The organism is Paenibacillus sp. fava2, assembly GCF_058313675.1.
In genome coordinates, this window is sequence record NZ_CM177755.1 from 5,615,828 (window position 1) to 5,638,226 (window position 22,399).

Sequence of the window (22,399 nt, forward strand, 5' to 3'; positions counted from 1 at the left end):
CACCCCTCGTTGTTAATATGAATAAATATACAACAAGGTGAATTACAATTCAAGGGGTATTTTAAAATTAAACCTCTGTTAAAAGTCCGACAAATTCCCCGAAAACATCATTGCCGAACAGGATTCCCTGCTTGCTCAGCCGGTAGGTGTCACCGTCTTGCTCCAACAACCCGGCATGCAGCAGTTTATGCAGCGGTGCGCCAAAAATCTCCTCCAACTTTTTGCCGAACTGGGCCTGGAACGCACTGCCTGATACCCCGGCACGCATACGCAGGCCGACCATCATAAAGTCCTCCATTGCCTCCTGCTCCGTAATCTCAAAGGAATCCAGACGCGGCAGGCCGCTGCGCGAAGCTTCATTATAGGGATTAACGCCTTTTATATTGATGTGCCGCTGACGTTTGACGTAGCCATGCGCCCCTGCACCAAGGCCGTAATAATCCTCATTACGCCAGTACGTTATATTATGACGGCTCTCCATACCCGGCTTGGCAAAATTGCTGATCTCATACTGGACATAACCTGCCTTCTCCATTTCAGACATGAGCAGCAGATACATTTCCAGCTCATCCTCTTCACTTGGCAGCGGCAGCTTATTCTTGTTGAACAAGGTGTGGAACAGCGTATTCTCCTCCACCTTCAGGCTGTAGATCGAATAATGCGGCAGATCCAGCTCAAGCGCCTTGCTGATACTCTCTCTCAGCATATCCACCGTCTGGTTCGGCAAGCCGAACATCAGGTCTACCGACAGGTTATTCAATCCCACACTGCGCGCATTCTCCAGGCTGCGGTAGACATCATCGATGTTATGAATCCGGCCGATTCCGCTCAGCAGCTCATTCTGGAAGGCCTGCACCCCAAAGCTGACGCGGTTGACCCCGCCTTCTTTCATCACTGTAAGCTTCTCGATATCCGTGGTGCCGGGGTTGGCCTCCATCGAGAATTCGATATTGTCATCCCACTGCGGGAAATGCCGGCGGACCGACGCCAGGAAATAGGCCATCTCATCCGGCTTCAGCACCGTCGGTGTTCCGCCGCCTACAAAGATGGTCTTGATCACTCCCGGCGGAGTCTGCTGCACGGTCAGCTCCATCTCCCGGTCAAGCGCATGCAAATACTCCATTACCGGCTGATCCTTCAGCACATAGGAATTGAAATCACAGTAAAAGCATTTATTCGTACAAAACGGAATATGAATATATACGGCCTCAGGGGGACGGCCATTGTTATGAGTGGTCATAGCTGTCTCCTTTAAATTTTATTTAGTAATGCCAATCTATATAGCCAGAAAAGGGAAGCCGTCAGGCTTCCCTTCAGTGTCTCCCTACTAATTAAACGGTACGTTCCGCAAAAGGAAAGCCCCGCAGCTTACCTATTCGTCGATCTTCAGAACCGCCATGAACGCTTCCTGCGGCACCTCTACGCTGCCGACCTGCTTCATGCGCTTCTTCCCTTCCTTCTGCTTCTCAAGCAGCTTACGCTTACGTGAAATGTCACCGCCGTAGCATTTGGCCAGAACGTTCTTGCGCATCGCCTTAACGGTCTCACGGGCCACAACCTTGGTTCCGACTGATGCCTGGATCGGCACCTCGAACATCTGCCGCGGAATGATGCCGCGCAGCTTCTCACAAATAATGCGGCCGCGGTTGTAGGCACGGTCACGATGGACGATGAACGACAGGGCATCAACCTGCTCGCCGTTCAGGAGAATGTCCATCTTCACCAGGTTGGACTGGCGGTAGCCGGAAATCTCATAGTCGAAGGAGGCATAGCCCTTCGTGCCTGATTTCAGCTGGTCAAAGAAATCATATACGATTTCCGAAAGCGGAATCTGATAAGTGATGGTTACCCGGTTGGAGTCGAGATACTCCATGTTCACGAATTCCCCGCGCTTGTTCTGGCACAGCTCCATTACTGTTCCCACGAAATCGTTCGGAACGATAACTGCAGCTTTGACATAAGGCTCTTCCACATAATCAATGGTTCCGATTTCCGGGTAGTTCGACGGATTGTCAATCTGCATCATTTCGCCGTTAGTCAGCATAATCCGGTAGATAACGCTTGGAGCAGTTGTAATCAGCGGCAGGTTGAACTCACGCTCAATCCGCTCCTGGATAATCTCCATATGCAGCAGTCCAAGGAAGCCGCAGCGGAAGCCGAAGCCGAGCGCGCTGGAGCTCTCCGGCTCAAAGCTGAGCGAGGCATCATTCAGCTGCAGCTTCTCAAGCGCTTCACGCAGATCGTTGTAATCCGAGGTTTCGATCGGATACAGACCGCAGTACACCATCGGGTTGATCTTGCGGTAGCCCGGCAGCGGCTCCGGTGTCGGATTCTTGGCATCCGTTACCGTATCCCCGACACGGGTATCGCCGACATGCTTGATACCGGCAACGATAAAGCCTACATCCCCAATGTTAAGCTCGTCTACAATGGTCATGCGCGGCATAAAGGCGCCGACTTCAATAACCTCAAATGTTTTGTCGGTAGCCATCATCTTGATCTTTGAGCCGGCACGGATCTTGCCGTCCATTACCCGGACATAAACGATAACGCCTTTGTACGGATCGTAGTGGGAGTCAAAAATCAGTGCCTTCAGCGGCTCAGCGGCATTTCCGGTTGGAGCCGGAACCTGCTTGACGACCTGCTCCAGAATTTCCTTGATCCCGATGCCCGCCTTGGCCGAAGCAAGCACAGCCTCGCTGGCGTCGAGCCCGATGACATCCTCAATCTCCTGCTTCACCCGTTCAGGATCGGCGCTCGGCAGATCAATCTTGTTAATAACCGGCAAAATTTCGAGGTTGTTATCCAGTGCAAGGTATACGTTGGCAAGCGTCTGCGCTTCAATCCCCTGGGCTGCGTCTACTACCAGCAGTGCTCCTTCACAGGCAGCAAGACTGCGAGAAACCTCATAAGTGAAGTCGACATGCCCCGGAGTGTCAATCAGATTCAGCAGATACTCCTCACCGTCATCAGCCTTGTAAGTAAGGCGAACAGCCTGCAGCTTGATGGTGATTCCGCGTTCACGCTCCAGATCCATCTGATCCAGCACCTGCTCCTGCATTTCACGCGAGCTGAGTGCGCCCGTATATTCAAGAATACGGTCGGCCAGAGTCGATTTACCATGGTCTATATGTGCAATAATCGAGAAATTGCGAATTTGTTGTTGTCTTTTCTGAACGTCAGTCATTCCTTACCCCCACAGACAGCCTTATGTTAATCCACTTATTATAACAGTACGCGCTTCCCCCATCAATCCCGTGCAGCCGGGAAAGTAAAGAAAGCGGAGTACAGTGCCGTTATAACCACGGCTGTAAGGCAGGCGGGGATATAAAAAGGCCTCCGGGGAGGCCTTTTCTCGTCATAATGCAAATACACCGTGCGCATACGGACGTTTACTCCGCCGAGTCGAACAGGGAGACGATCCAGCGGATGCTTTTTTGGGAGGCCTGCTGGAGCAGGCCTGCCGTTTTGTCAGCCAGCACATCAATGCCAGGCTGCTGTTCCTCAGGGATCAGAATCTGCTCAGGCGTAAGCGTGCTGTAGTCCTGCACCTCCTGCTGCGGCAGACTGCCGCTGCCGGCAGGAGTCTGATTCTGGACTGCTGCCGGCGGCTGTGCCGCAGGGGGTGCAGTCGGGAGTGCCGTATAGGCGCCGGTCACAGGATCAACGGCAACCGGCACATATACATAGACCGGGCTGTCCTGCACAGTACCGGATGCAGCAGCGGCAGCTTGCCCCGTCTGCTGCATGACCGCAGCTCCGTTCCAGCCCGGAGCGACCGGTGCTGTCCTCGTTCCGCCGCTTCCGCCAAACTGCATGCCAACCAATATGCCGATACCGGCCCATAGGCCGATCACAACCAGTTTTTTGCCGAAACGGGACATCCCGGTTCACTCCTTTATCAGTTCTCAGATCCTGTACTTTTTTCCGGAGCAGCCGCCTTTTCCGCATCATGGCTGTCCCAGTATACATCGGCAATCGCATCAGCCAGCACATCCGCTGTCCGCTTAAGCTCCTCGGCACTGTTGTCGATTCCGCCTACTTCTATTAATACACTGTTGGGAGAAAGAGACTGATTATACTCCCCGTTATTCCCGTTCCCGGAGGATTTCCCCCAGATGCCGCGCGAGAGTCCGGGATAATTTTTCTCCAGCAGCTGATGAATGGAATTGGCAAAGGCTTCGTTCTTCTTCCAGTCCTTATTGGCGTGGCCAAGAATGAAGTACACCTGCGCATAGCTTTTTCCGTTAATGACGGCTGTCGTTTTGCCATGCCGCTGCGAATCACGGTGGATATCTATCAGCTCGGTCATTTCCTGGTTGGCGGCCAGGGCCGCCTTGATGGTGATCCGTGAATATTTATAGGAAAAGTTCCAGTTGTAATCCGGCACTTCCGTTGCGTAATCATCCTTGGCATGAACCGTACCGATTCCGCGCTGCTCCAGTCTGTCGGTAATGTAGGAGCCTACCAGCAGCACATTTTTGGAGGGTGATGCGGAACTCGGATTGTCACTTTCTGCTCCCAGCAGCGGATTATACGCTTCGCGGGGATGAGAGTGGTAGACCAGTACTCTTTTAATAGATGCATCCCCGGTTGCACTGTTATCCCGGCCGGCTCCACTACTGTCTCCCTGCTCTGCAGAGTTACCCTTATCCGGCGCCGCCGTCGGCTGGGGCTGCACTTCAGGATTATCCTCAGGCTTGTCCGTATCCGGGTCAGCCGCTGCTCCTGGGTCCGGCTCTGCAGCTCCCGGATCTGGCTGATCCTCCGTGCCGGCCAGCTCATCTGTCCCCGGATGATAGTCTGCAGGTGCGCCGGCTGTACCGCCCGAGCCTTCACGCAGCAGGAAAGGATCATCGGCTGCAAGTCCGGGCACTTCACGGGACAGCAGGCTCTTGGGGTTGCCGGGGTCTACACTGGTCAGCATGCGGAACACGAATGACGTTACCTTTGGCGCAGAGAAAGCTGACGGCTCTTCGCCTTTCGGCAGGTGCGGCACCTCCATGCCCAGCAGCTCCATAAAGAACCCGCTGGACAGGGATGCCGCCAGACCTTTCATGGAAGGAACAGGTGAAGAGTTCAGCTTCGTTCCGGCCAGTCCGCCGGCTCCAAGCAGCATGAAAAAAACAAGTGAACCTCCGGCCAGCAGCAGCATCGTCTTCCCCAGCGACAGAACGTCCAGCAGTTTTCCCCGCAGCCTGCCGATATTCCATAGCTGAAACCATTTTCTGTTCATTATTGTTATGTCCTCCTCCAGCCCTCTGTAATCTCTTATACTTCAAATCTATGAGCGTGGATGGAGTAGTAGAACCAAGGTAGAGACAAATTAATAGAGCAAAAAACCGCATAAGCGCTGCCGCTCGGGCTTTGCTCATACGGTAATCCGGACTATACATAATTTTCATATGAAAACAGGTTAATGGGTGTACGCACCGACATTTCCCGGATCCACCGCATCATGAAGTGCAGCATTCAGGCCGCTGGCGACAATGTTTGCGATCTCTTCAATAAATTCATCAATTTCCTTAGGCGTCACAATGAGGTCGTGCCCGAGCGGCTCCAGTACCTCTTTTACCAGCTGCAGCCGTTCCTGCTCCGAAATATCGTCCAGCATTCCCATTATCTCTTTGGTGTGCGCTCTGCCGTCCCTCATCTGGCCAAAATGATTACTCATCATCTCCAGCACATTGTTGACGATTGTTGATGCGTAGCACACCGTAGGGACACCGATGGCAATGCACGGAACGCCCAGTATTTCCTTGGTCAGTCCGCGGCGTTTGTTGCCGATGCCTGAGCCTGGATGAATGCCGATATCGGCAATCTGGATTGTCGTGTTGATCCGCTCAAGCGAGCGGGAGGCCAGCGCATCGATGGCAATGATCAGATCCGGCTTGGTGCGGTCCACAATCCCCTGCACAACCTCACTGGATTCAATACCGGTAAGTCCAAGCACCCCTGGTGCAATTGCGCTCACGTTGCGGTATCCCGGAGAGACCTGGTCAGGCACAAGCTCATAAAATTGCCGGGTGATCAGCGCATTCTCCACCACCAGCGGTCCCAGCGAATCGGGAGTCACATTCCAGTTGCCCAGACCGACAATCAGCACCGAGGAATCCTTGCCGATCCCGATCCGGTTCAGAAACTGTTCAAATTCACGCGCAAACACGACTGACACCTTCTGCTGAAGCCCGGTATCCCCGCCGCGCAGCGCCGGAACCTCCAGTGTCACGTAGTTTCCAAGCGCCCTTCCGATCGCCTGTGAGCCCGCAGCCGTGGCAACGCCAAGCCGTGTAACCTTGATCCCTTCCGCTTCCTCCACTTCTTCATTAACACCGGGAATCGGCGTTTTTTGCAGACCCTGGGCAAGTTCCTTCGCCTCCACCGCCAGGTCTGTGCGTACCGAATACAGCTGAAGATCCAGTTCCATCCTAGTTCAGCCTCCTAAAAGTTTTGTGAGCATAAGCTTCCTTGAGTTTCTTCGTGCAAAACTCACTTCGGAAGCATACACCTAAGTTTTGTGAGCATAAGCTTCCTTGAGTTTCTTCGTACAAAACTCTTTGCGGAAGATTATCTTGGTGTCGGTAGTGTGCGAGAGATGCGCTATGTTTATGCAGGAAGACATGGATAAATCGCACTGCCGGGCAAAGTTTAATCCGTTATCGCTGGTAAGACCAGCTGCACAGCTTTTCACCCGGCCGGCTCGGGGAATCAGTCAACGGTTTTCTATATGCTTTTAGTGTTGCATTTTGCCCCCGGGCGTGCTAAGATATTTTAAGTTGTGAATCATTTGATGATTTCGAATGTCTTCCAGGAGGTGAATGCAATGCCAAATATCAAATCCGCGGTTAAACGCGTCAAGACGATCGAGAAACGTCGTGCTCTGAACGCTTCCCAGAAATCCGCGCTTCGTACAGCTGTGAAAACTGCTGATGTAGCACTGGCTGGAACGGAAGTTGAAACTGCTCAAGCTGCTTTCCAAGCTGCTTCCAAAAAGCTGGACAAGGCCGTAACTAAAGGTCTGGTTCATAAAAATGCGGCTGCCCGCAAAAAATCCCGCTTGGCGAAGAAATTGAACGCTCTTAAGGCTCAGGCCTAATTAGCGACTTTCATAATGAGCACTATAAGAACCTGACCGTTATCCTGCATACGGTTAGGTTTTTTTGTTTATATTCCCCAAAAAGAGCCTGCCTTATCCGCTGATTCAGCGTAAAGGCAGGCTCTTTGGGCCGGACAGGCCGGGGCCTTCGCCGGGAGCTACGCTCCCAGGCGCAGCATGAACATTTCCAGGCCAAGCACCTTGTCAATGGCTCCGGTCTTCATCTGGTAATCCAGATCAGCCAGGCCGCTCAGAATCTGACGCAGCCGCCGGCTGTCGAATTTGCGGGCCTGCTCTCCGGCCAGCTTCACGGCATACGGATGCACACCGATCTGTGAGGCGATCTGGGCCTGGGAATAGCTGAGGGCTGACAGGTCCTTCACCTGCAGGATGATCCGGAACTGCCGGGCAATCAGCGCGGCAATCTTGATCGGCTCCTCGCGCTGCTTCAGCAGCTCATAGAGCGTACCCAGCGCCTTGTCAAGGCGCAGGTTCGCAATATCCTCCACCAGCGTGAATACATTCTGCTCCGTACCGCGGTGTACCAGGCTCTCTACCGCTGCTGCATCCACTGTCCCGCCGGCTCCGGCGAACAGGGACAGCTTGTCCATCTCTGCAGACAAGCCCTGCAGGCCGGTGCCGGCACTGGCTACCAGTGCCTCTGCAGTCCCGGGCGCTACGGCACAGCCGCGGTCCTTGAAGCCCTTCTCTACCCAGCGGAGCAGCTCTTCTGCACCCAGCGGATTAAAAGCCAGAACTGTTCCGGCTGCCTTGGCCGCTTTGACGATCTTCTTGCGCTCATCCAGCTTGTCATTATTAACCAGAAACACAATTACGCTAAAATCAGCGGGAGCCTGCATATAATCACTTAACAGCTCAACGCGGTGTTCGATCTTGGCATTTTCCTTGCCCGCAGTAAACAGCGAGGCGTCCCTCACCAGCAGCAGCTTGCGTTCCACCATGAACGGTACGGTCTCCGCTTCCTCCACCACCGCCTGGACAGGCGTCTCTGACAGATCGAAGGGTATTACTGCAAAATCACGGTCCTCTTTGGCGATCAGGTGATCCTCCAGGAAGGCCGCAAATTCATTCATCCGGAACTTTTCACTGCCGTAGAGTACATAGAGCGGTGAAATTTTTCCTTGTCTGATGTCCTTGGCCGCCGCTTTGGCATCCATCCTGCCACTTCCTTTTCTATTTCAATTCGGGTAAACCCTCAAATACACATACGTGTCTATAGTTTAACAGAAAACGGGCTGTAAAAGTTGCGCTTAATGCTTTTTGTACTTACTTGCTATGTGGAAGATAATTGAAATTTTATGAATCTGCTATGGCTGCGACTGCCGGCATCCAGTGTGTAAATGCAAAAACGGAGCAACCTCGGCAGCCAGGGCCAAAGTTGCTCCGTTTCAGCGGCGCATCTATATAAACGGCGGAAGCAAAAGGCCCTAGAAACCCCGCTTCCGTCGGTCATACCGATGGAACTCGCAAATCGTGTAATTCCTGTCCTCTCACCATAGCATATTCGGGGTACCCTCAAAACGTTCCACCGAAGTAATTATTTATTGGCCGGAGCCGTGCTTGCCGGTGCCGGGGTTGCAGTAGCCGGACTCCCAGGTGATGCAGACGGTGCCGGAGTAGCCTGAGTTGCAGGCGCTGTATATACCTCTGTAACTTCAGCACCATCCTGCATTGTCACATACGTAAATTGCAGGCTGTCCCCTGACCAGGAACCGGATACCCAGGTCCCCTCCAGCGGAAGTGAGGTTACCGCTGTCCTTTCTTCCGGCTGTCCGTCAGCCGGCAGGCTGTAGATTACCAGCTGCTGGCCGGCAAGCTCGGCTGCATAACGCCCGTCGGGAGAGCTCCACGAGCCGTGAGACGATACAAGCGCCGGCAGAAGTCCCATAACACCAGCCTCTTGACTTGCCGGAGGCTGCTGCGGATCCTGCGCAGGCGTGTCTGCCGTACCGGCAGGCATATCTGCCGCACTGCTGTTGAATATCTGGGCATCTGACGCGCTGTTGGAATTGCCGCTTCCAGCTCTGGCATTATCCCTTGGAGACGGCGTCACCGCTTGTGTGCTGCGCGCAGCCGGCGTATTCCGCTTAGCTGAAGATGACTCAGTTGCTGCAGGGGCCGCCGCACCGGATTGTGCAGTCGGCTCAGCTTCCACCGCAGACGGAGCAGCGGTATCCGCCGCTGCACCACCGCTTGCGGCATCTGCACCTTCAGAAGGCTGGATCTCCATCTGATAGGTTGACACATTGCCGGCCTTATCTCCGGTGGCACCGTTATCCGTACTTTCCGTTGCCATCTTGCTCATTGCTTCATTGCTTCCAGCTGTCTCAGCCGCCTGGTTCAGTGACATTTCCACATCTGCCGAAGGTAAGCGCTCCGGCATATTAAATACAGCAAACAGCAGGATAACCGCAGCAGCAACTGCGCCAATGCCTGTCCGCGTTGCCATGGAAGCTGCTCTCGAAGTTCCTTTGGCCTCTTTGCCGTGAGTACCTTTACGTGTCATCGGTACAACCTTGCTGTCTTGCTCCGGAACTTCTGCATCTGAACCCCGAATACCGGAATCGATCTGCTCAAGCTGCGGCAGGATCGAATCAACCAGACTAAAAGGAGGCTTAACATCCGGCAGCTGCTCCAATTGCTCAGAGAGCATGGTCAACCGGTCAAAGACTTCCGCGCAGGAAGGACAATTATCGATATGGCGATACATTTCCACAGTCTCTTCGGGACTGAGATCATGATCCAAATAGCGGTGCATCCATTCTGTCACCTCCGTACACTTCATCCTGATACACCACCTTTCTGATACTCCTGAAGTCTATTTTGCAGCTGCTGCCTGGCCCGGAACAGGTAAGATTTCACTGTGTTGAGCGGCAGGTCGAGACAGTCTGCAATCTCGTTGTAAGAAAAATCCTGCAAATATCGCAGTACAATCACCGTCCGGTGATGCTCTGGGAGCTGGTCGATGGCCTCGCGTATATCCTCCGCCAAATAACCCGACATCACCTCACGCTCTACATTATGTTTATTATCCTGGAACACCATTTCGTGCTCGTCGATAGACACAGTAGGCTTCGTTCTCCTGAATTTGTCAATACAGATGTTGGTCACGATACGCTGAACCCATGTTTTGAACTGGGCCTTCTCCTCATAGGAACCGATTTTGGTATACACTCTGATAAGCGCTTCCTGTGATGCATCCAGAGCATCCTGTTCATTATGCAAAATGTAGAAGGCCGTCTTATATACATGTCCTTCAATTTCCCGCAATAGGGTGATTAGAGCGTCGCGATCGCCCGCTTGAGCGGCTCTGATGAGTCCCTGCTCCACCACGAAGGTTCCCCCTCTCTATGCAATCTTACTGACGCGCAAGACTGCGGATTTGTTGCAAGCCTGTAATCATTATTTTTAGGATACCAAACTTTACATAATACGTCTTGGGCCGCCACCGGTTCCGCTCCGGCGAACGGCCATAACTGTCCATAATCCTTACTAAGCATACAAGGGAAGCGCATATTCTTCAAATACTCTTTTGCAAGAGGTTTATGACAAAAATGAAATCAAACAGGCTGCCCCGTCGGGTGTTATACCCGGAGACAGCCTGCATCACTTAAACATTATAGTAGCGCACAGCATCAGCACAGCGTAGTTGTCTTTGCCGTCGTCATCCACTACATACATTTCTCCCTGTTCAAAAAGCTGCGGATGATTATGATTTCTATGCAGTGCATACAGCTTACCGGCCGTTACTTTGCAGCCTCTGGCAGATGAAATGATCTGCACGTATTCCGCTTCTTCTTCATTTAAAGTCCGGTACAGCGTCCTATTCTTGTCATTCCCGGGCATGACGGGTCCCTCCATCTTCAGGGGCATTCTCAGAGCATCAGCAGACTGGCAGCTGCTTTTGCTGTAAGTATTGCCCGGAAGCCGGGAAAACCATCACGATTTTCATTTAGATGTAGGAAAAAAAACTGCCTCACCGTAAACGGAGGGCAGTCAATGGATTATCCTTTTCTATTCACGGGTGCTGCTATCTAACTTTTACAGGCCCTTAACCTCTTTATACTTAGCCACATACTGTGCAGCCAGCTCGGTAATCTGGTCGTAGCGGCCTTCCTTGGCCGGAGCGGTCAGGTTGCCGCCGATGCCGACAGCGATACAGCCGTTCGCAATCCACTTGCCCATGTTGTTCAGATCCACGCCGCCTGTAGGCATGATGTTAACATGCGGCATCGGCCCTTTGACAGCCTTCACATAATCCGGTCCGAAGGCACTGCCCGGGAACAGCTTCAGCACATCCACACCCAGCTTCAGCGCTTCCTTCATCTCATTCAGGGTCATGCAGCCCGGCATGTAAGGAATGCCGTAAAGATTACACATTTTGGCGGTTTCTTCCTCAAAAGAAGGGCTCACTACAAATTCAGATCCGGCCAGAATGGCAATCCGGGCTGTTAACGGGTCAAGCACTGTACCGGCACCAATAACCGCGCGGCTGCCGTATTCAGCTACCAGACGTTTGATTGCTACATCCGCATCCGGAGTAGTAAAAGTAACCTCAATATTGTTCAGTCCGCCCTCGATACAGGCAGCCGACATCTTGAATGCATCATCAGCGTTGTCAGCACGGATAACTGCCACTACACCGACAGAGGTAAGGTTTTGCAATACTTTTATTTTCTTCATGATTAACTTCCTCTCACTATAACGTAGTATGAAAACAGACATAAAAAAAGAATATTTATTTAGATAAACTTTTTTATCCCATTTACTAACCTTCTTACGAAACCTTCTATGGAAATAGTAATAATAATCGTGCTAACAGTCAATACGTTTTTTTACCGCAACAGATAACTCCGCCTTCCAACCTGCCTCATTCCCTGATTTATAAAGGTTTTTTTGTTACGTCACATTTTTGTACTGAAAATTCACGGGTCCGAATGAGCGTTGTCTTATTGTACAAAACCGATTTATGTGATAATTTCAAATTACTAATCATTATACAGGGAGTCTCCGGATTGCCCTGGGGAGGAATTTAACGATGAGCAAACAACTTAGTGCTGTCACTTTTGGCGAGCCGATGGCAATGTTTTATGCAAATGAAGTAGGGCCGCTGCATGAGGTTACCTCATTCTCGAAGGCGCTGGCCGGAGCAGAAAGCAATGTGGCAACCGGACTGTCCCGTCTAGAACACACTACGGGTTATGTAACCAAGCTCGGTGAAGACAACTTCGGGCAGTTCATTACGATGGCTTTGAACAAAGAAAATATTGATACAGACAGCATTACTTATACAAAGGAAGCTCCTACCGGAATGCTGATCAAGTCCAAGGTGCTTACCGGAGATCCCAAGGTTGAATATTTCCGCAAAAATTCCGCAGCGTCCAAGCTGAGCCTGGCTGATTTTGATGAAGCCTATTTCGCTTCCGCCGGCCATCTGCATGTAACCAGCATCTCTTCAGCGCTCTCGAAAACCTGTCATGAGTTCTCGCTTCACGCTATGGAATTTATGAAAAAGAGCGGCAAAACCGTCTCCCTCGATCCGAACCTGCGCCCGACCCTCTGGCCTGACAAGGAGACCATGGTAGCTACAATCAATGATCTTGCCACCCGCTGCGACTGGTTCCTGCCGGGCCTCAGCGAAGGCAAAATTTTGACAGGTCTTGAAACTCCGGAGGAAATTGCTGCTTATTATCTGGAACGCGGCGTATCCCTCGTTGTGATCAAGCTGGGTCCCGAAGGCGCTTACTACAAAACCTCTGCCGGAGAAGAAGGCTACGTAAGCGGCTTTAAGGTGGAAGAGGTAGTAGATACAGTAGGTGCAGGTGACGGATTCGCTGTTGGCGTAATCAGCGCCATGCTGGAAAAGCTCCCTGTAGCCGAAGCCGTACGCCGAGGTAATGCCATCGGTGCGCTGGCCGTTATGTCTCCCGGAGACATGGACGGCCTGCCGACCCGCGACAAGCTGGAGAGCTTCATGAGCGCCGGCGTGTAAAAATTACTGCCGGTGCGCTAAGGATCAAGTATAGAGACAGCAATCATTCATTTACCAAAAACAGGAGTGCCCCTCGGCTAAACGCCGGGAGCACTCCTGTTTTTTCTTACAGCTTTTGCAGCGGTCCCCTGGTGGCCGGACGGGCCGCAGTTAGCGGGAATTTTCCCTCTATTCACCCGCAAACTGGCCATCTACAGCACTGTTAGTGGGATTTCCCCCCTTATTCACCCGCCAACTGGCTATCTACAGCTCTGTTAGTGGGATTTTTCCTTTACTCCAGCTAAACTCCTCGGCTCATCTGCACTCCCGCAGAGTTCTCCAGGCATGTAACCCACTCAAGCTACTCTAATCCAGCAAACTTCCGAATTGCAAAAGACATAAACTCAAATAAGAGGGAAGCTGTGCTCCCCTCCATAAGCAACTTCTAAACTTGTCTAAAACAAACTTCGGCACAGGCAGTACAGTGCACAAATTCAGGCCCAAGCAGGTGCTAAGAGAATAAACCGTTTTACTCCGACTCCGTTACACTGGAGGCCGTACAGACTGCCCCTGCTGAAGCGCAGGCGGAAAGCGGTACGTAATCGGAACCGCGGCATCCTGGTCCTCGATCAGCGAGAGCATAATCTTCGCCGCCTGCATCCCCATCTCGTAGGCCGGCTGGCGGATCGTCGTAATCGCCGGGTTGTAGATCAGGGCAAACTCGGCATCGTCGATCCCGATAACGGACAGGCGGCCGGGAATATCAACCGAATGGCGGTTCGCATATTTCAGGATTTCACCCAGCACAAGGTCATTAGCGGCTACCAGCGCCGTCGGCGGCTGTGGCCCGTTCAGCAGCTCATCCAGCGCGGCAGAGATCCGCTCTCTGGGCACGCTGCACATATAACGCTCATTCAGCGGCAGCCCCGCCTCTTCCATCGCCTTTTTGTAGCCGCTCATCCGCTCCTTGCGCGGGGTAATCGCGTTCTCCCCTAGCGGCAGCGACAGGATGGCGATAGCCTCATGGCCGTTGCGGGTGAGCTCCTTGACCGCTGTCTTGACGGCCATTTCATTGTCCAGCAGCAGGCTCTGGGTCGTTACCCCCTCAACCAGCCGGTCCATGAATACCAGCGGGTACTCAGCTTCAATCAGCCGCGTGTAAGCCGAGGACTGGTGACCGGTCGGAAAAATAATCAGCCCGTCCACCTGGCGCGCCACCAGCGTCTCCACATACGTATTTTCCTTATCCGCGTTCTCGTCGGCATTACAGATAATGACCTGAATGCCGCGGCGCTGCAGCTCATTTTCAATTGCCCGGATACACTGGATCGATAGCGAGTAGTCAATATTGGCGACAATGATCCCGACCATATGCGTGCGGTTCTGCTTCAGGCTGCGGGCCAGGCCGTTCGGCTGATAATTCAGCTCCTCGATCACATCGGCGATCCGGTTTTTGGTCGCTTCGCTCATGTATTTAAAGCGTTTATTCAAAAATTGTGAGACTGTGCTCTTCGAGACTCCCGCCTTCTGGGCAACATCCTCAATTGTCAGTTTTTTCATCTTTTCCGCTCCACTCCGCATAAAAAAGCCATACCTTTGATATTATCAAAAGTATAGCTTTTTTTTAGTAAATTATCCAGATGAAATGAACTAAATTTATTGTTTACTGTGAAAGAATCAACTGCCTGTTTGGTATTCCTGGGGATGATAGTCGTAGTACCATTGCGGGCCGGTTAACAGTACAACCTCCGCTGCATATTTCTTTCCATTAAGCTCATAATGGGCAACCCCAGAACCCGCCAGAACACTATAAACATTTTGGCTAAAAAGAATGACCGACGGCTTTTCTTTATTCTCTATTGATACTTCCTCCTTGAGGAGCTGATATTTTTCGCCGGCAATATCATAGAGCTTGCTCTTCTGTATATACCCGCCTTTTCCATCCTCCGAATAACTAACTGCCAATAACTCCTCCCTGTCCGGATTAATAGCCATAAAGGATCTGTAAACTGTAAACGAAGCATCTAAATTCAGTATCTCCTCCGGAGCAGACACCTTGCCTGCAGCCGCTTCTTTAAGATTTATTCTCGAAAGTTTCCACTTCCGAAACTCCCGCTCCTCTCCGAGACTGTAGGAATAGTGTGCCACTATAAGATAATCTCCTGCACTATAAAATTGCCCCAGAGCAAAATAAGTCTGTGCACTCCCTACATATAAAGGAAAAGTATAGATTCTTTTGGCGGAATCCGCCGAGAGCTCCACATGTCCCTTAGGAGTCAGGTACAGTGAGTAGGGTTCCGTATTGCGTGTGTATTTCGGCTTAAGGTAATCTGTCATCTGCGGTGGCGGTGACCAGACAATCCCCAGCGGTGTTTCCAGTACCTGCGCATGAGTCTTATCCACGTTAGATGGAATTGGCATATAATACTTCACACCGCCTAGCTCAAATTCCGGCGATCCCAGTGGCGGATTGTAAGCCTCGGCTGCTGAGGACGGCGCTGAAGAAGGAGAGGCGGAAGGCCGCACCGATGCCGCATTATTTTTACCCAACAATGAGCTTAGCTGCGCCGTATAACCGTCTCCCCCGCCGCCCGCCAGCGGCCACAGCAGTACACCAAGCAGCAGCACTGCTGTCACTCCAGCAATACCGATGCGCCTGCGCATAATAACCTTTCCCGCCCCGTTACGGCGCTCAGCAGCAAGCTCGATCCGGGTCATCAGCTGCGGGGTGAACCCGTCTTCCGCGAAAGGGCCGCGTCCGGCCTCCCGGTACCATTCAGGCTTCCCTGTCCCTACTTTTCCTGCGTTTTCCGCCTGTCTGTGCTTCATCGCTCATCCTCCTCCAGCGCTTTTCTCATATTCTCCCTGGCACGGGACAGCCGGGATTTCACCGTTCCTTCCGCTACTCCGAGCAGAGCCGCCATTTCCGCAGTGGACAATCCCTGCTGAATCTCCAGCACCAGCACCTCCCTGTGCTTATCGGGCAGCTCCATAATCAGCTCCCAGATGCGGTTAACATACTGCTTGCTCAGCGCCTCTTTTTCGGCAGAGCGTGCTTGTCCGGGAGACTGGCCTTTCCCCAGCGGAATGAACCGGTGCCAGAAGCTGTTCCGTCTCCAGCTGAACGCAGTGTTACGGGTAATCGTCAGCAGCCAGGTCTTCAAGGTGGCACTGCCCCGGTATTTGGCGATATTGCGGTGCGCCTTCAGAAATACCTCCTGGCTGATGTCATTCGCCTGCTCCCGGCTGCCGCTCAAAAAATACGCATAATTCCACACATCCCGCCCGTAAGTCTCCATCATTTCCCGCAGCGTCATGGACGGCGCATAGGCTACGGCATACGGTAACTCTTCACTGTGCATATTCTCTCTCACCTCTTTGGTCAATAAGACTCTCCGGACTTCATTTGGTTCCCTCAATCTTCCAAAAATGATATTCAGCGCTTAAACGTCGAAAAGTTATGTATTTTTTAACTTTAAATAATCTATTTCTTACGTTGATTTTATCGTTTTCTTGCGTTGTATCCTGTGTAATACAGGAATATAATAACAGTATTCAGGCATAAGCTGCTGTGTTGTGCAGCAAAAACGGAGGATTATTGTGAAAAGCAAAAAGGTAACGCTCACCGAGATCGCCAAGACACTCGGGCTGTCTCCGGTATCAGTCAGCAGAGCGCTGGCGGATCAGGGCGGCATCAGCGAGGAAATGAAGGCCAAGATTGTGGAAAAAGCGGCGGAAATGGGCTATATCCGGCCCCGCAAGGCAGCTCCTCAGAAAATTCTGGTGCTTCACCAGAAGCCTTATCAGTATGACAACAGTAACTTCAGCTATAAGGTTCAGGGGATTGAGAAGGCGCTGCAGCAGGCCGACACGGATTACAGCATTGAATTTGTGGATAAGGAGCACCAGAACAGGCTGGCCTTGCCCTACCGTTTAAGTAAAGGCTACAGGTTCGACGGGGTTATTTTTATCGGGCGGTTTAACAGTGATTATATCCACTTTATTCATGACCAGATTCCGGCCTTGATTCTGTATGTAGGGTACTCACCGGCCTATGATTTCGACAGTGTGTGGTTCAGCTTCCTGCACGCTGGCTACAAGCAGTGCCAATATCTGATTGACCGTGGACACCGCCGAATCGGCTTTGTAGGGAATCTTGGCGCCTACCGCAACAAGGAAAAGAAAACAGGTATCACCTCCGCGCTGGAGGAGCATGGCCTGCCGGCTGCAGAGGCGATATTTTTGGAGCGTGATGATGCACTTGGGAGCAGGCTGTCCGGGCTGATTGCCGGCGGCGGACTTCCGACCGCTTTTATCTGCGAGCATGATTTCACGGCTGTTGAGCTGATCCGTCTGCTGCAGGAGCGCGGAGTTAAAGTTCCGGAGGACGTGTCCATTCTCAGCAGCGGCAACACGGAGATATCGGCTCTTTCAACACCTCCACTTACTACGATGGACCTGAATATCGATTACTCCTGCCAGAGAGTGGTAGCCACACTGCTCAGCCGGATTGCCGACCCGCAGAAGCCTGCGGAGAATATTGCTGTGCTTAGCACTTTTGTGGAAAGAGAATCCGTAAGGAGCATCTGAGATCTATAGGCAGGTGTATTTTCAAAAGGTGGGATGCCAAATGAAATCCTCTATATTGCTGCGTTTTTTCAAAGCCCGCAAGACTGATTATTTGATCGGGTTTTCTTTTATGTTCGCCGCTTCCTTTATTCAGACGCTGTTTCCCAAGGTGCTGGGCCGTGCGGTTGACTTAATGAAGGTTAGCGGCTTCAACACAGGGCAGGTAAAGCTTCAGGTGCTGTGGATGGTGCTGATTGCCGCCGGCGTGTTCACCTGCACTTTTTTATGGAGAAATATCATTATCAAAAGCGCGCGCAACCTCGAATGTTACCTGCGTGAAGAGCTGGTCCGGCACTACCTGAAGCTCTCCCCCTCTTTTTATAACAGCCGCAAGACAGGCGACCTGATCGCTTATGCCATCAATGATATTTCCGCGGTACGGATGACGTTCGGTCCGGCTACGGCGATGTCGTTCAACGGCATTGTGATCTGCTGCTCCTCCATTTACTTCATGTTCGCTACGGTTGATCCCCGTCTTACCCTGGCTACGCTTGCCCCATTGCCTTTTATCATTGTGATTATGCTGTTCAGCAGCCGTAAGGTTCAGACCCGGTTCAGAATTGTCCAGCAGCAGTTCGGCGCCGTGTCCGGCAAGGTTCAGGAGAATATTTCCGGTATCCGTGTCATCAAAGCCTATGTGCAGGAGCGTTCAGAAATGGAGCGCTTCAGCGGGCTGAGCAGCCGGATGAAACAGGCCAATCTGGATCTGATCCGTGTCTCTGCTGCGCTGCCGGCGATGATCGAATTCGGGTTTGCGGTCTGTTTTGTCATTAATTTAGTCTATGGCAGCCGTCTGGTCATGCGCGGTGACATCAGTGTCGGGGATTTCGTCGCTTTTAACGGGTATTTGAGCCTGATTATCAGCCCTATCGTGTCCATCGGTAAAATCGTCGCCACGATCCAGCGCGGCATAGCCTCTCTGGGCAGATTGTATGAGGTACTGCGGGTGCAGCCTGACATTAAGGATATGCCGCAGGCGGTTCACATTCAACCTGAAGGTGAGGTCCAGCTGCGTGATCTGACCTTCTGTTACAATGGCTCGGATACGCCTGCCCTGCGAAACCTCTCGCTCAGCCTCCCTAAGGGACATAGCCTGGGCATCATCGGCCGTACCGGCTCAGGTAAAAGCACCCTGGCCTCGCTGCTCTTCCGCTTCTACAATGTAGAGCCCGGGCAGATCGTCCTGGACGGCAGGGATATCAACGATTACACGGTTGAGGCGCTGCGCGGAGGAATGGGCTATGTGCCGCAGGACAGCTTTGTTTTTGCCGCTACAGTTAAGGATAACATCGCCTTTTTCAAAGACGGCTACAGTGACAGTGAGGTTCGGCAGGCGGCTGAGTCTGCACTGATCGCTGACAGCATCAGCGGGTTTCCGGACGGCTATGATACACTTCTCGGGGAACGCGGCGTCAATCTGTCAGGCGGACAAAAACAGCGGCTGGCCATCGCCCGCGCCTTGATCAGTGATCCGGCCATTCTGATTCTGGATGATGCATTGTCGGCAGTGGATAGCGTAACGGAAGGGCAGATTCTGGCGAATCTCCGGCAGGTCCGTGCAGGCAAAACCAATATTCTGATCTCGCACCGCATCTCGTCCATTAAGGAAGCAGATGAGATTATCGTGCTCGACAAAGGGGTTATTGCCGAACGCGGGACGCATGAACAGCTGCTTACGAAAGGAGGCCTGTACTTTGATATCTACACGGAACAGCATGAAGACGGCCATTAGTCCACGTCCCAAAAAGTCTGAGTCCGGCGCAGTAAAGCTGCTGCTGCGTTTATCCGCCCCTTATACCTTTCAGCTTATCCTGGCCTGCGTCTGTGTCATTATTGTCAATGCGGCATTTCTGGTCCAGCCGCTGCTGCTGCAGCGGGTCATTGACCATTTTCTGATCGGCGGCGCGGCAGAGCATGGTCTTGACTCTATTCTTGGTCTGGCCTTGCTGTATCTGCTGGTGTCGGCGGCAGGCTCCGGCTTTGCCTACCTGCAGGCGCTGATCGTCGGTAAGGTCGGCCAGAGCCTGATCCATGATCTGCGGGTCAGGGTGTTCGGGATTATCGAGCGGCTGCCGCTGTCGTTTCTGGACCGCACCTCGTCCGGCCGGCTCATTACCCGGGCGACGAATGACACCGCTGAGGTCAGCGACCTGTATACCGATGTCATCATTTCGCTGGTCAAGGATGTGCTGCTGCTGATCGGCATTATCTACGCCATGCTGATGCTCAGCCCGCAGCTAACGCTAGTCTCTTTTACCGTAATTCCCGTGATTGTCTTTCTGGTCCTGTTCATCAAAAACAAAATCAAAAAGAACTTCTTCCACATGAAGCATTACATCGGGCAGATCAACGGCTTCATTGCCGAGAGCGTTGCGGGGATGCGGGTCATTCAGATCTTCCGCGCGGAAAAAGAGAAGGAGAAGCAGTTCCTGAAGCTGAACGGGGATTACTTCCGGACCACGCTGATTCAGGTGCGGCTCAACAGTATCCTGAAGCCTGCATCGGATATGTTCCAGAGTCTGGCGATTGCCATCCTCGTCTGGTTCAGCGTCGGCCAAATCTCCGGCGGTGTGCTGCAAATCGGTGTGCTGTATGCGTTCACGACCTATATCAGGCAGTTTTTTGCCCCTATCTCTGATCTGGCGGACAAATATACCTCCATTCAATCCGCGCTGGTATCTACGGAGCGCATCGATGAGCTGATCCGCGAGGAGGAACGGCTGGAGCAGCCGGAGAGCGGAGTCGCTGTAGAGCGGCTGGACGGCACGATTGAGTTCCGCCATGTCTGGTTTGCCTACAAGGATACAGACTGGGTGCTGAAGGACGTGAGCTTTGTGATCCGCAAAGGGCAGACGGCAGCTTTTATCGGCGAGACCGGCGCGGGCAAGACGACCATTATCAGTTTGATCAACGGCTTTTACCAGGCCCAAAAGGGAGAAATCCTGATCGACGGCGTCAATGTGAACGATATGCGGCTGGATGATCTGCGGCGGAACATTTCCGTCGTGCTGCAAGATGTCTTCCTGTTCTCCGGCACGATCCGCGATAATATTACGCTGGGCGACGAGATCGCGGAGGACACTGTGCAGTACGCGCTAGAAGCATCCTGCGCCATTGAATTCGTACAGGAATATCCGGAAGGCATCGACGAGCCGGTTACCGAGCGGGGCGGAACATTGTCTGCCGGGCAGCGGCAGCTGATCTCCTTCGCCCGGGCCATTGCCCATGATCCGGCGATCTTCGTGCTGGATGAAGCTACCGCGAACATCGATACCCGCACGGAAAAGCTGATCCAGCAGGCCATCGACAATGTAGCCCGTGAGCGCACCACGCTGATCATCGCCCACCGGCTGTCCACCATCGCCGGAGCTGACCTGATCATCGCGATGAAGAACGGGCGGGTCGCCGAGTCCGGCCCGCCCCGCAGGCTGCTCGAGCGGGAGGGCTATTATGCCCGGCTGCTGCGGGAGAGCCGGGTGCATGTGGTGAGTTCTTAATTGCCCGTGCAAAAAACAAGGCTAAAAAAGCGGCCCGAGGTCCGCTTTTTTAGCCTTGAAAATTCATATTACAGCGAAAGTAACTTATGTTCCCAAATTGTTGCTATTAAATAAAAGACTTGCTATCTGCATAATAAGAATTTAGTATTTTTTCCATACCAGGTATAAACGAGGCTTATTCCATAAAATAGATTCTATTATTTACTCGACTGGACGTGATATTTGTGCTATCTGACAAAAAAATAATTGTAATTGGAGGTGACGGCCGCCATAAGGAGGTCATCCGTATATTAACTGAACAAAATGCAAACCTTATATTGGTTGGATTTGACACTTATGACAAAGTGCATCATACGATAAAATCAAAGCTAACTCCCCGTATTTTTAATAATGCTGATGCGGTAATCCTCCCCGTAAACGGAACGAATAATGAGGGTCTGATCGAATCCAGCTACACTTCTGAAACACTTGTATTACTAGAAGAACACATTCAGTGTGTTCCAGACTCCTGCAAAATTTTCACGGGAACGGCGACAGAATACTTGAAGTCTCTTTGCTATAAGCATCATATCGAGTTAGTAGAATTATTAACCAAAGACGAAATTGCCATTTATAATTCGATCTCTACTGCAGAAGGTGCCATTATGTTAGCCATTCAAAATACTGAAATTACTATCCATAATTCTGTGTGTATGGTACTTGGATTCGGGAGGATAGGAATAACTTTAGCCAATAAACTGAAAAATCTAGGAGCAAAGGTGAAGATTGGTGTAGGCGAATCCAGCCTTTTTGCCCGCGCGTGGGAAATGGGTTTAGAACCCTTTTATCTATCAGACATATTTACACAAGTATCCAATGCAAATGTAATCTTTAACACAATCGAATATAAGTATTTAACTGAGCCTATTATTTCAAATCTTAAAACTGACACCCTTATTATTGATTTGGCATCCAAACCAGGCGGCACTGATTTTATTTTTGCTGAAAAGGTTGGTATAAAAGCGCTCCTTGCGTCTGGTTTACCTGGAATGGTTGCTCCAAAAACCTCTGGGCAAATAATTGCCCGGGCTATCCTCAAAGAATGTTCTCCCTTGGAGAACGGCTCTATTTGAGCGCATCCCATTCCATTTGCAGGTAGCGCTCAATAGCCCTACCCTGTCACTTCACAGGCCACTGGCAATCGTA

19 protein-coding genes are annotated in these 22,399 nt (G+C 51.9%); 6 read left to right on the plus strand and 13 right to left on the minus strand.

Annotation, left to right across the window (positions count from 1 at the left end; translation table 11 throughout):
- Positions 1 to 67: 67 nt before the first annotated feature.
- From hemW to gpr, 5 genes are all read right to left on the minus strand, one after another.
- Positions 68 to 1,240, minus strand: coding sequence for a radical SAM family heme chaperone HemW (gene hemW / locus AC4G46_RS24725; protein ID WP_491125042.1), 1,173 nt, complete (start codon positions 1,238 to 1,240; stop codon positions 68 to 70).
- A 132-nt stretch (positions 1,241 to 1,372) separates the two neighbouring features.
- A complete protein-coding gene (lepA, locus tag AC4G46_RS24730) occupies positions 1,373 to 3,187 on the minus strand; it encodes a translation elongation factor 4 (RefSeq protein ID WP_491125043.1) in 1,815 nt (604 codons plus the stop codon).
- A gap of 205 nt (positions 3,188 to 3,392) precedes the next feature.
- Complete coding sequence (locus AC4G46_RS24735) at positions 3,393 to 3,884, minus strand: hypothetical protein (RefSeq protein ID WP_491125044.1); 492 nt, start codon at positions 3,882 to 3,884, stop codon at positions 3,393 to 3,395.
- Between the two features lie 17 nt (positions 3,885 to 3,901).
- On the minus strand, positions 3,902 to 5,236 hold the full coding sequence (locus AC4G46_RS24740; RefSeq protein ID WP_491125045.1) for a stage II sporulation protein P: 1,335 nt from the start codon (positions 5,234 to 5,236) through the stop codon (positions 3,902 to 3,904).
- Between the two features lie 180 nt (positions 5,237 to 5,416).
- A complete protein-coding gene (gene gpr, locus AC4G46_RS24745; RefSeq protein WP_491125046.1) occupies positions 5,417 to 6,427 on the minus strand; it encodes a GPR endopeptidase in 1,011 nt (336 codons plus the stop codon).
- 396 nt (positions 6,428 to 6,823) lie between these two features.
- Here gpr and rpsT point away from each other — a divergent pair, with 396 nt between their 5' ends.
- Complete coding sequence (rpsT, locus tag AC4G46_RS24750; protein WP_491125047.1) at positions 6,824 to 7,096, plus strand: 30S ribosomal protein S20; 273 nt, start codon at positions 6,824 to 6,826, stop codon at positions 7,094 to 7,096.
- A gap of 158 nt (positions 7,097 to 7,254) precedes the next feature.
- Here rpsT and holA read toward each other — a convergent pair whose 3' ends face one another.
- From holA to AC4G46_RS24775, 5 genes are all read right to left on the minus strand, one after another.
- Positions 7,255 to 8,274: a DNA polymerase III subunit delta gene (gene holA / locus AC4G46_RS24755; protein WP_491125048.1), complete on the minus strand. Its 1,020-nt coding sequence runs from the start codon at positions 8,272 to 8,274 to the stop codon at positions 7,255 to 7,257.
- 380 nt (positions 8,275 to 8,654) lie between these two features.
- Positions 8,655 to 9,902 (minus strand): anti-sigma factor family protein, encoded by a 1,248-nt coding sequence (locus AC4G46_RS24760; RefSeq protein WP_491125049.1) that lies wholly within the window; start codon positions 9,900 to 9,902, stop codon positions 8,655 to 8,657.
- Positions 9,899 to 10,450: an RNA polymerase sigma factor gene (locus tag AC4G46_RS24765; protein WP_068724820.1), complete on the minus strand. Its 552-nt coding sequence runs from the start codon at positions 10,448 to 10,450 to the stop codon at positions 9,899 to 9,901. Before AC4G46_RS24765 ends, AC4G46_RS24760 begins: the two co-directional genes overlap by 4 nt.
- 273 nt (positions 10,451 to 10,723) lie before the next feature.
- The gene (locus tag AC4G46_RS24770; protein ID WP_491125050.1) at positions 10,724 to 10,978 is read right to left on the minus strand and encodes a hypothetical protein; all 255 of its coding nucleotides are present in this window, start codon (positions 10,976 to 10,978) and stop codon (positions 10,724 to 10,726) included.
- Positions 10,979 to 11,158: 180 nt separating this feature from the next.
- Complete coding sequence (locus AC4G46_RS24775) at positions 11,159 to 11,800, minus strand: bifunctional 2-keto-4-hydroxyglutarate aldolase/2-keto-3-deoxy-6-phosphogluconate aldolase (RefSeq protein WP_491125051.1); 642 nt, start codon at positions 11,798 to 11,800, stop codon at positions 11,159 to 11,161.
- Between the two features lie 355 nt (positions 11,801 to 12,155).
- Here AC4G46_RS24775 and AC4G46_RS24780 point away from each other — a divergent pair, with 355 nt between their 5' ends.
- Positions 12,156 to 13,109, plus strand: a complete 954-nt coding sequence (locus tag AC4G46_RS24780; protein WP_491125052.1) for a sugar kinase — start codon at positions 12,156 to 12,158, stop codon at positions 13,107 to 13,109.
- Between the two features lie 522 nt (positions 13,110 to 13,631).
- Here AC4G46_RS24780 and AC4G46_RS24785 read toward each other — a convergent pair.
- From AC4G46_RS24785 to AC4G46_RS24795, 3 genes are all read right to left on the minus strand, one after another.
- Positions 13,632 to 14,648 (minus strand): LacI family DNA-binding transcriptional regulator, encoded by a 1,017-nt coding sequence (locus AC4G46_RS24785; protein ID WP_068724810.1) that lies wholly within the window; start codon positions 14,646 to 14,648, stop codon positions 13,632 to 13,634.
- A 117-nt stretch (positions 14,649 to 14,765) separates the two neighbouring features.
- On the minus strand, positions 14,766 to 15,917 hold the full coding sequence (locus AC4G46_RS24790; protein WP_491125053.1) for a hypothetical protein: 1,152 nt from the start codon (positions 15,915 to 15,917) through the stop codon (positions 14,766 to 14,768).
- On the minus strand, positions 15,914 to 16,474 hold the full coding sequence (locus AC4G46_RS24795) for an RNA polymerase sigma factor (RefSeq protein WP_491125054.1): 561 nt from the start codon (positions 16,472 to 16,474) through the stop codon (positions 15,914 to 15,916). The genes AC4G46_RS24790 and AC4G46_RS24795 overlap by 4 nt, the downstream gene beginning before the upstream one ends.
- Before the next feature lie 214 nt (positions 16,475 to 16,688).
- Here AC4G46_RS24795 and AC4G46_RS24800 point away from each other — a divergent pair, with 214 nt between their 5' ends.
- From AC4G46_RS24800 to dpsA, 4 genes are all read left to right on the plus strand, one after another.
- A complete protein-coding gene (locus AC4G46_RS24800) occupies positions 16,689 to 17,678 on the plus strand; it encodes a LacI family DNA-binding transcriptional regulator (protein WP_491125055.1) in 990 nt (329 codons plus the stop codon).
- A 40-nt stretch (positions 17,679 to 17,718) separates the two neighbouring features.
- Positions 17,719 to 19,449 (plus strand): ABC transporter ATP-binding protein, encoded by a 1,731-nt coding sequence (locus tag AC4G46_RS24805; RefSeq protein ID WP_491125056.1) that lies wholly within the window; start codon positions 17,719 to 17,721, stop codon positions 19,447 to 19,449.
- The gene (locus tag AC4G46_RS24810) at positions 19,412 to 21,214 is read left to right on the plus strand and encodes an ABC transporter ATP-binding protein (RefSeq protein ID WP_491125057.1); all 1,803 of its coding nucleotides are present in this window, start codon (positions 19,412 to 19,414) and stop codon (positions 21,212 to 21,214) included. Before AC4G46_RS24805 ends, AC4G46_RS24810 begins: the two co-directional genes overlap by 38 nt.
- A gap of 215 nt (positions 21,215 to 21,429) precedes the next feature.
- Positions 21,430 to 22,326 carry a dipicolinate synthase subunit DpsA gene (gene dpsA / locus AC4G46_RS24815; protein ID WP_491125058.1) on the plus strand — a complete coding sequence of 299 codons (897 nt, stop codon included), beginning with the start codon at positions 21,430 to 21,432 and terminating at the stop codon, positions 22,324 to 22,326.
- The last annotated feature ends 73 nt before the right edge of the window (positions 22,327 to 22,399 follow it).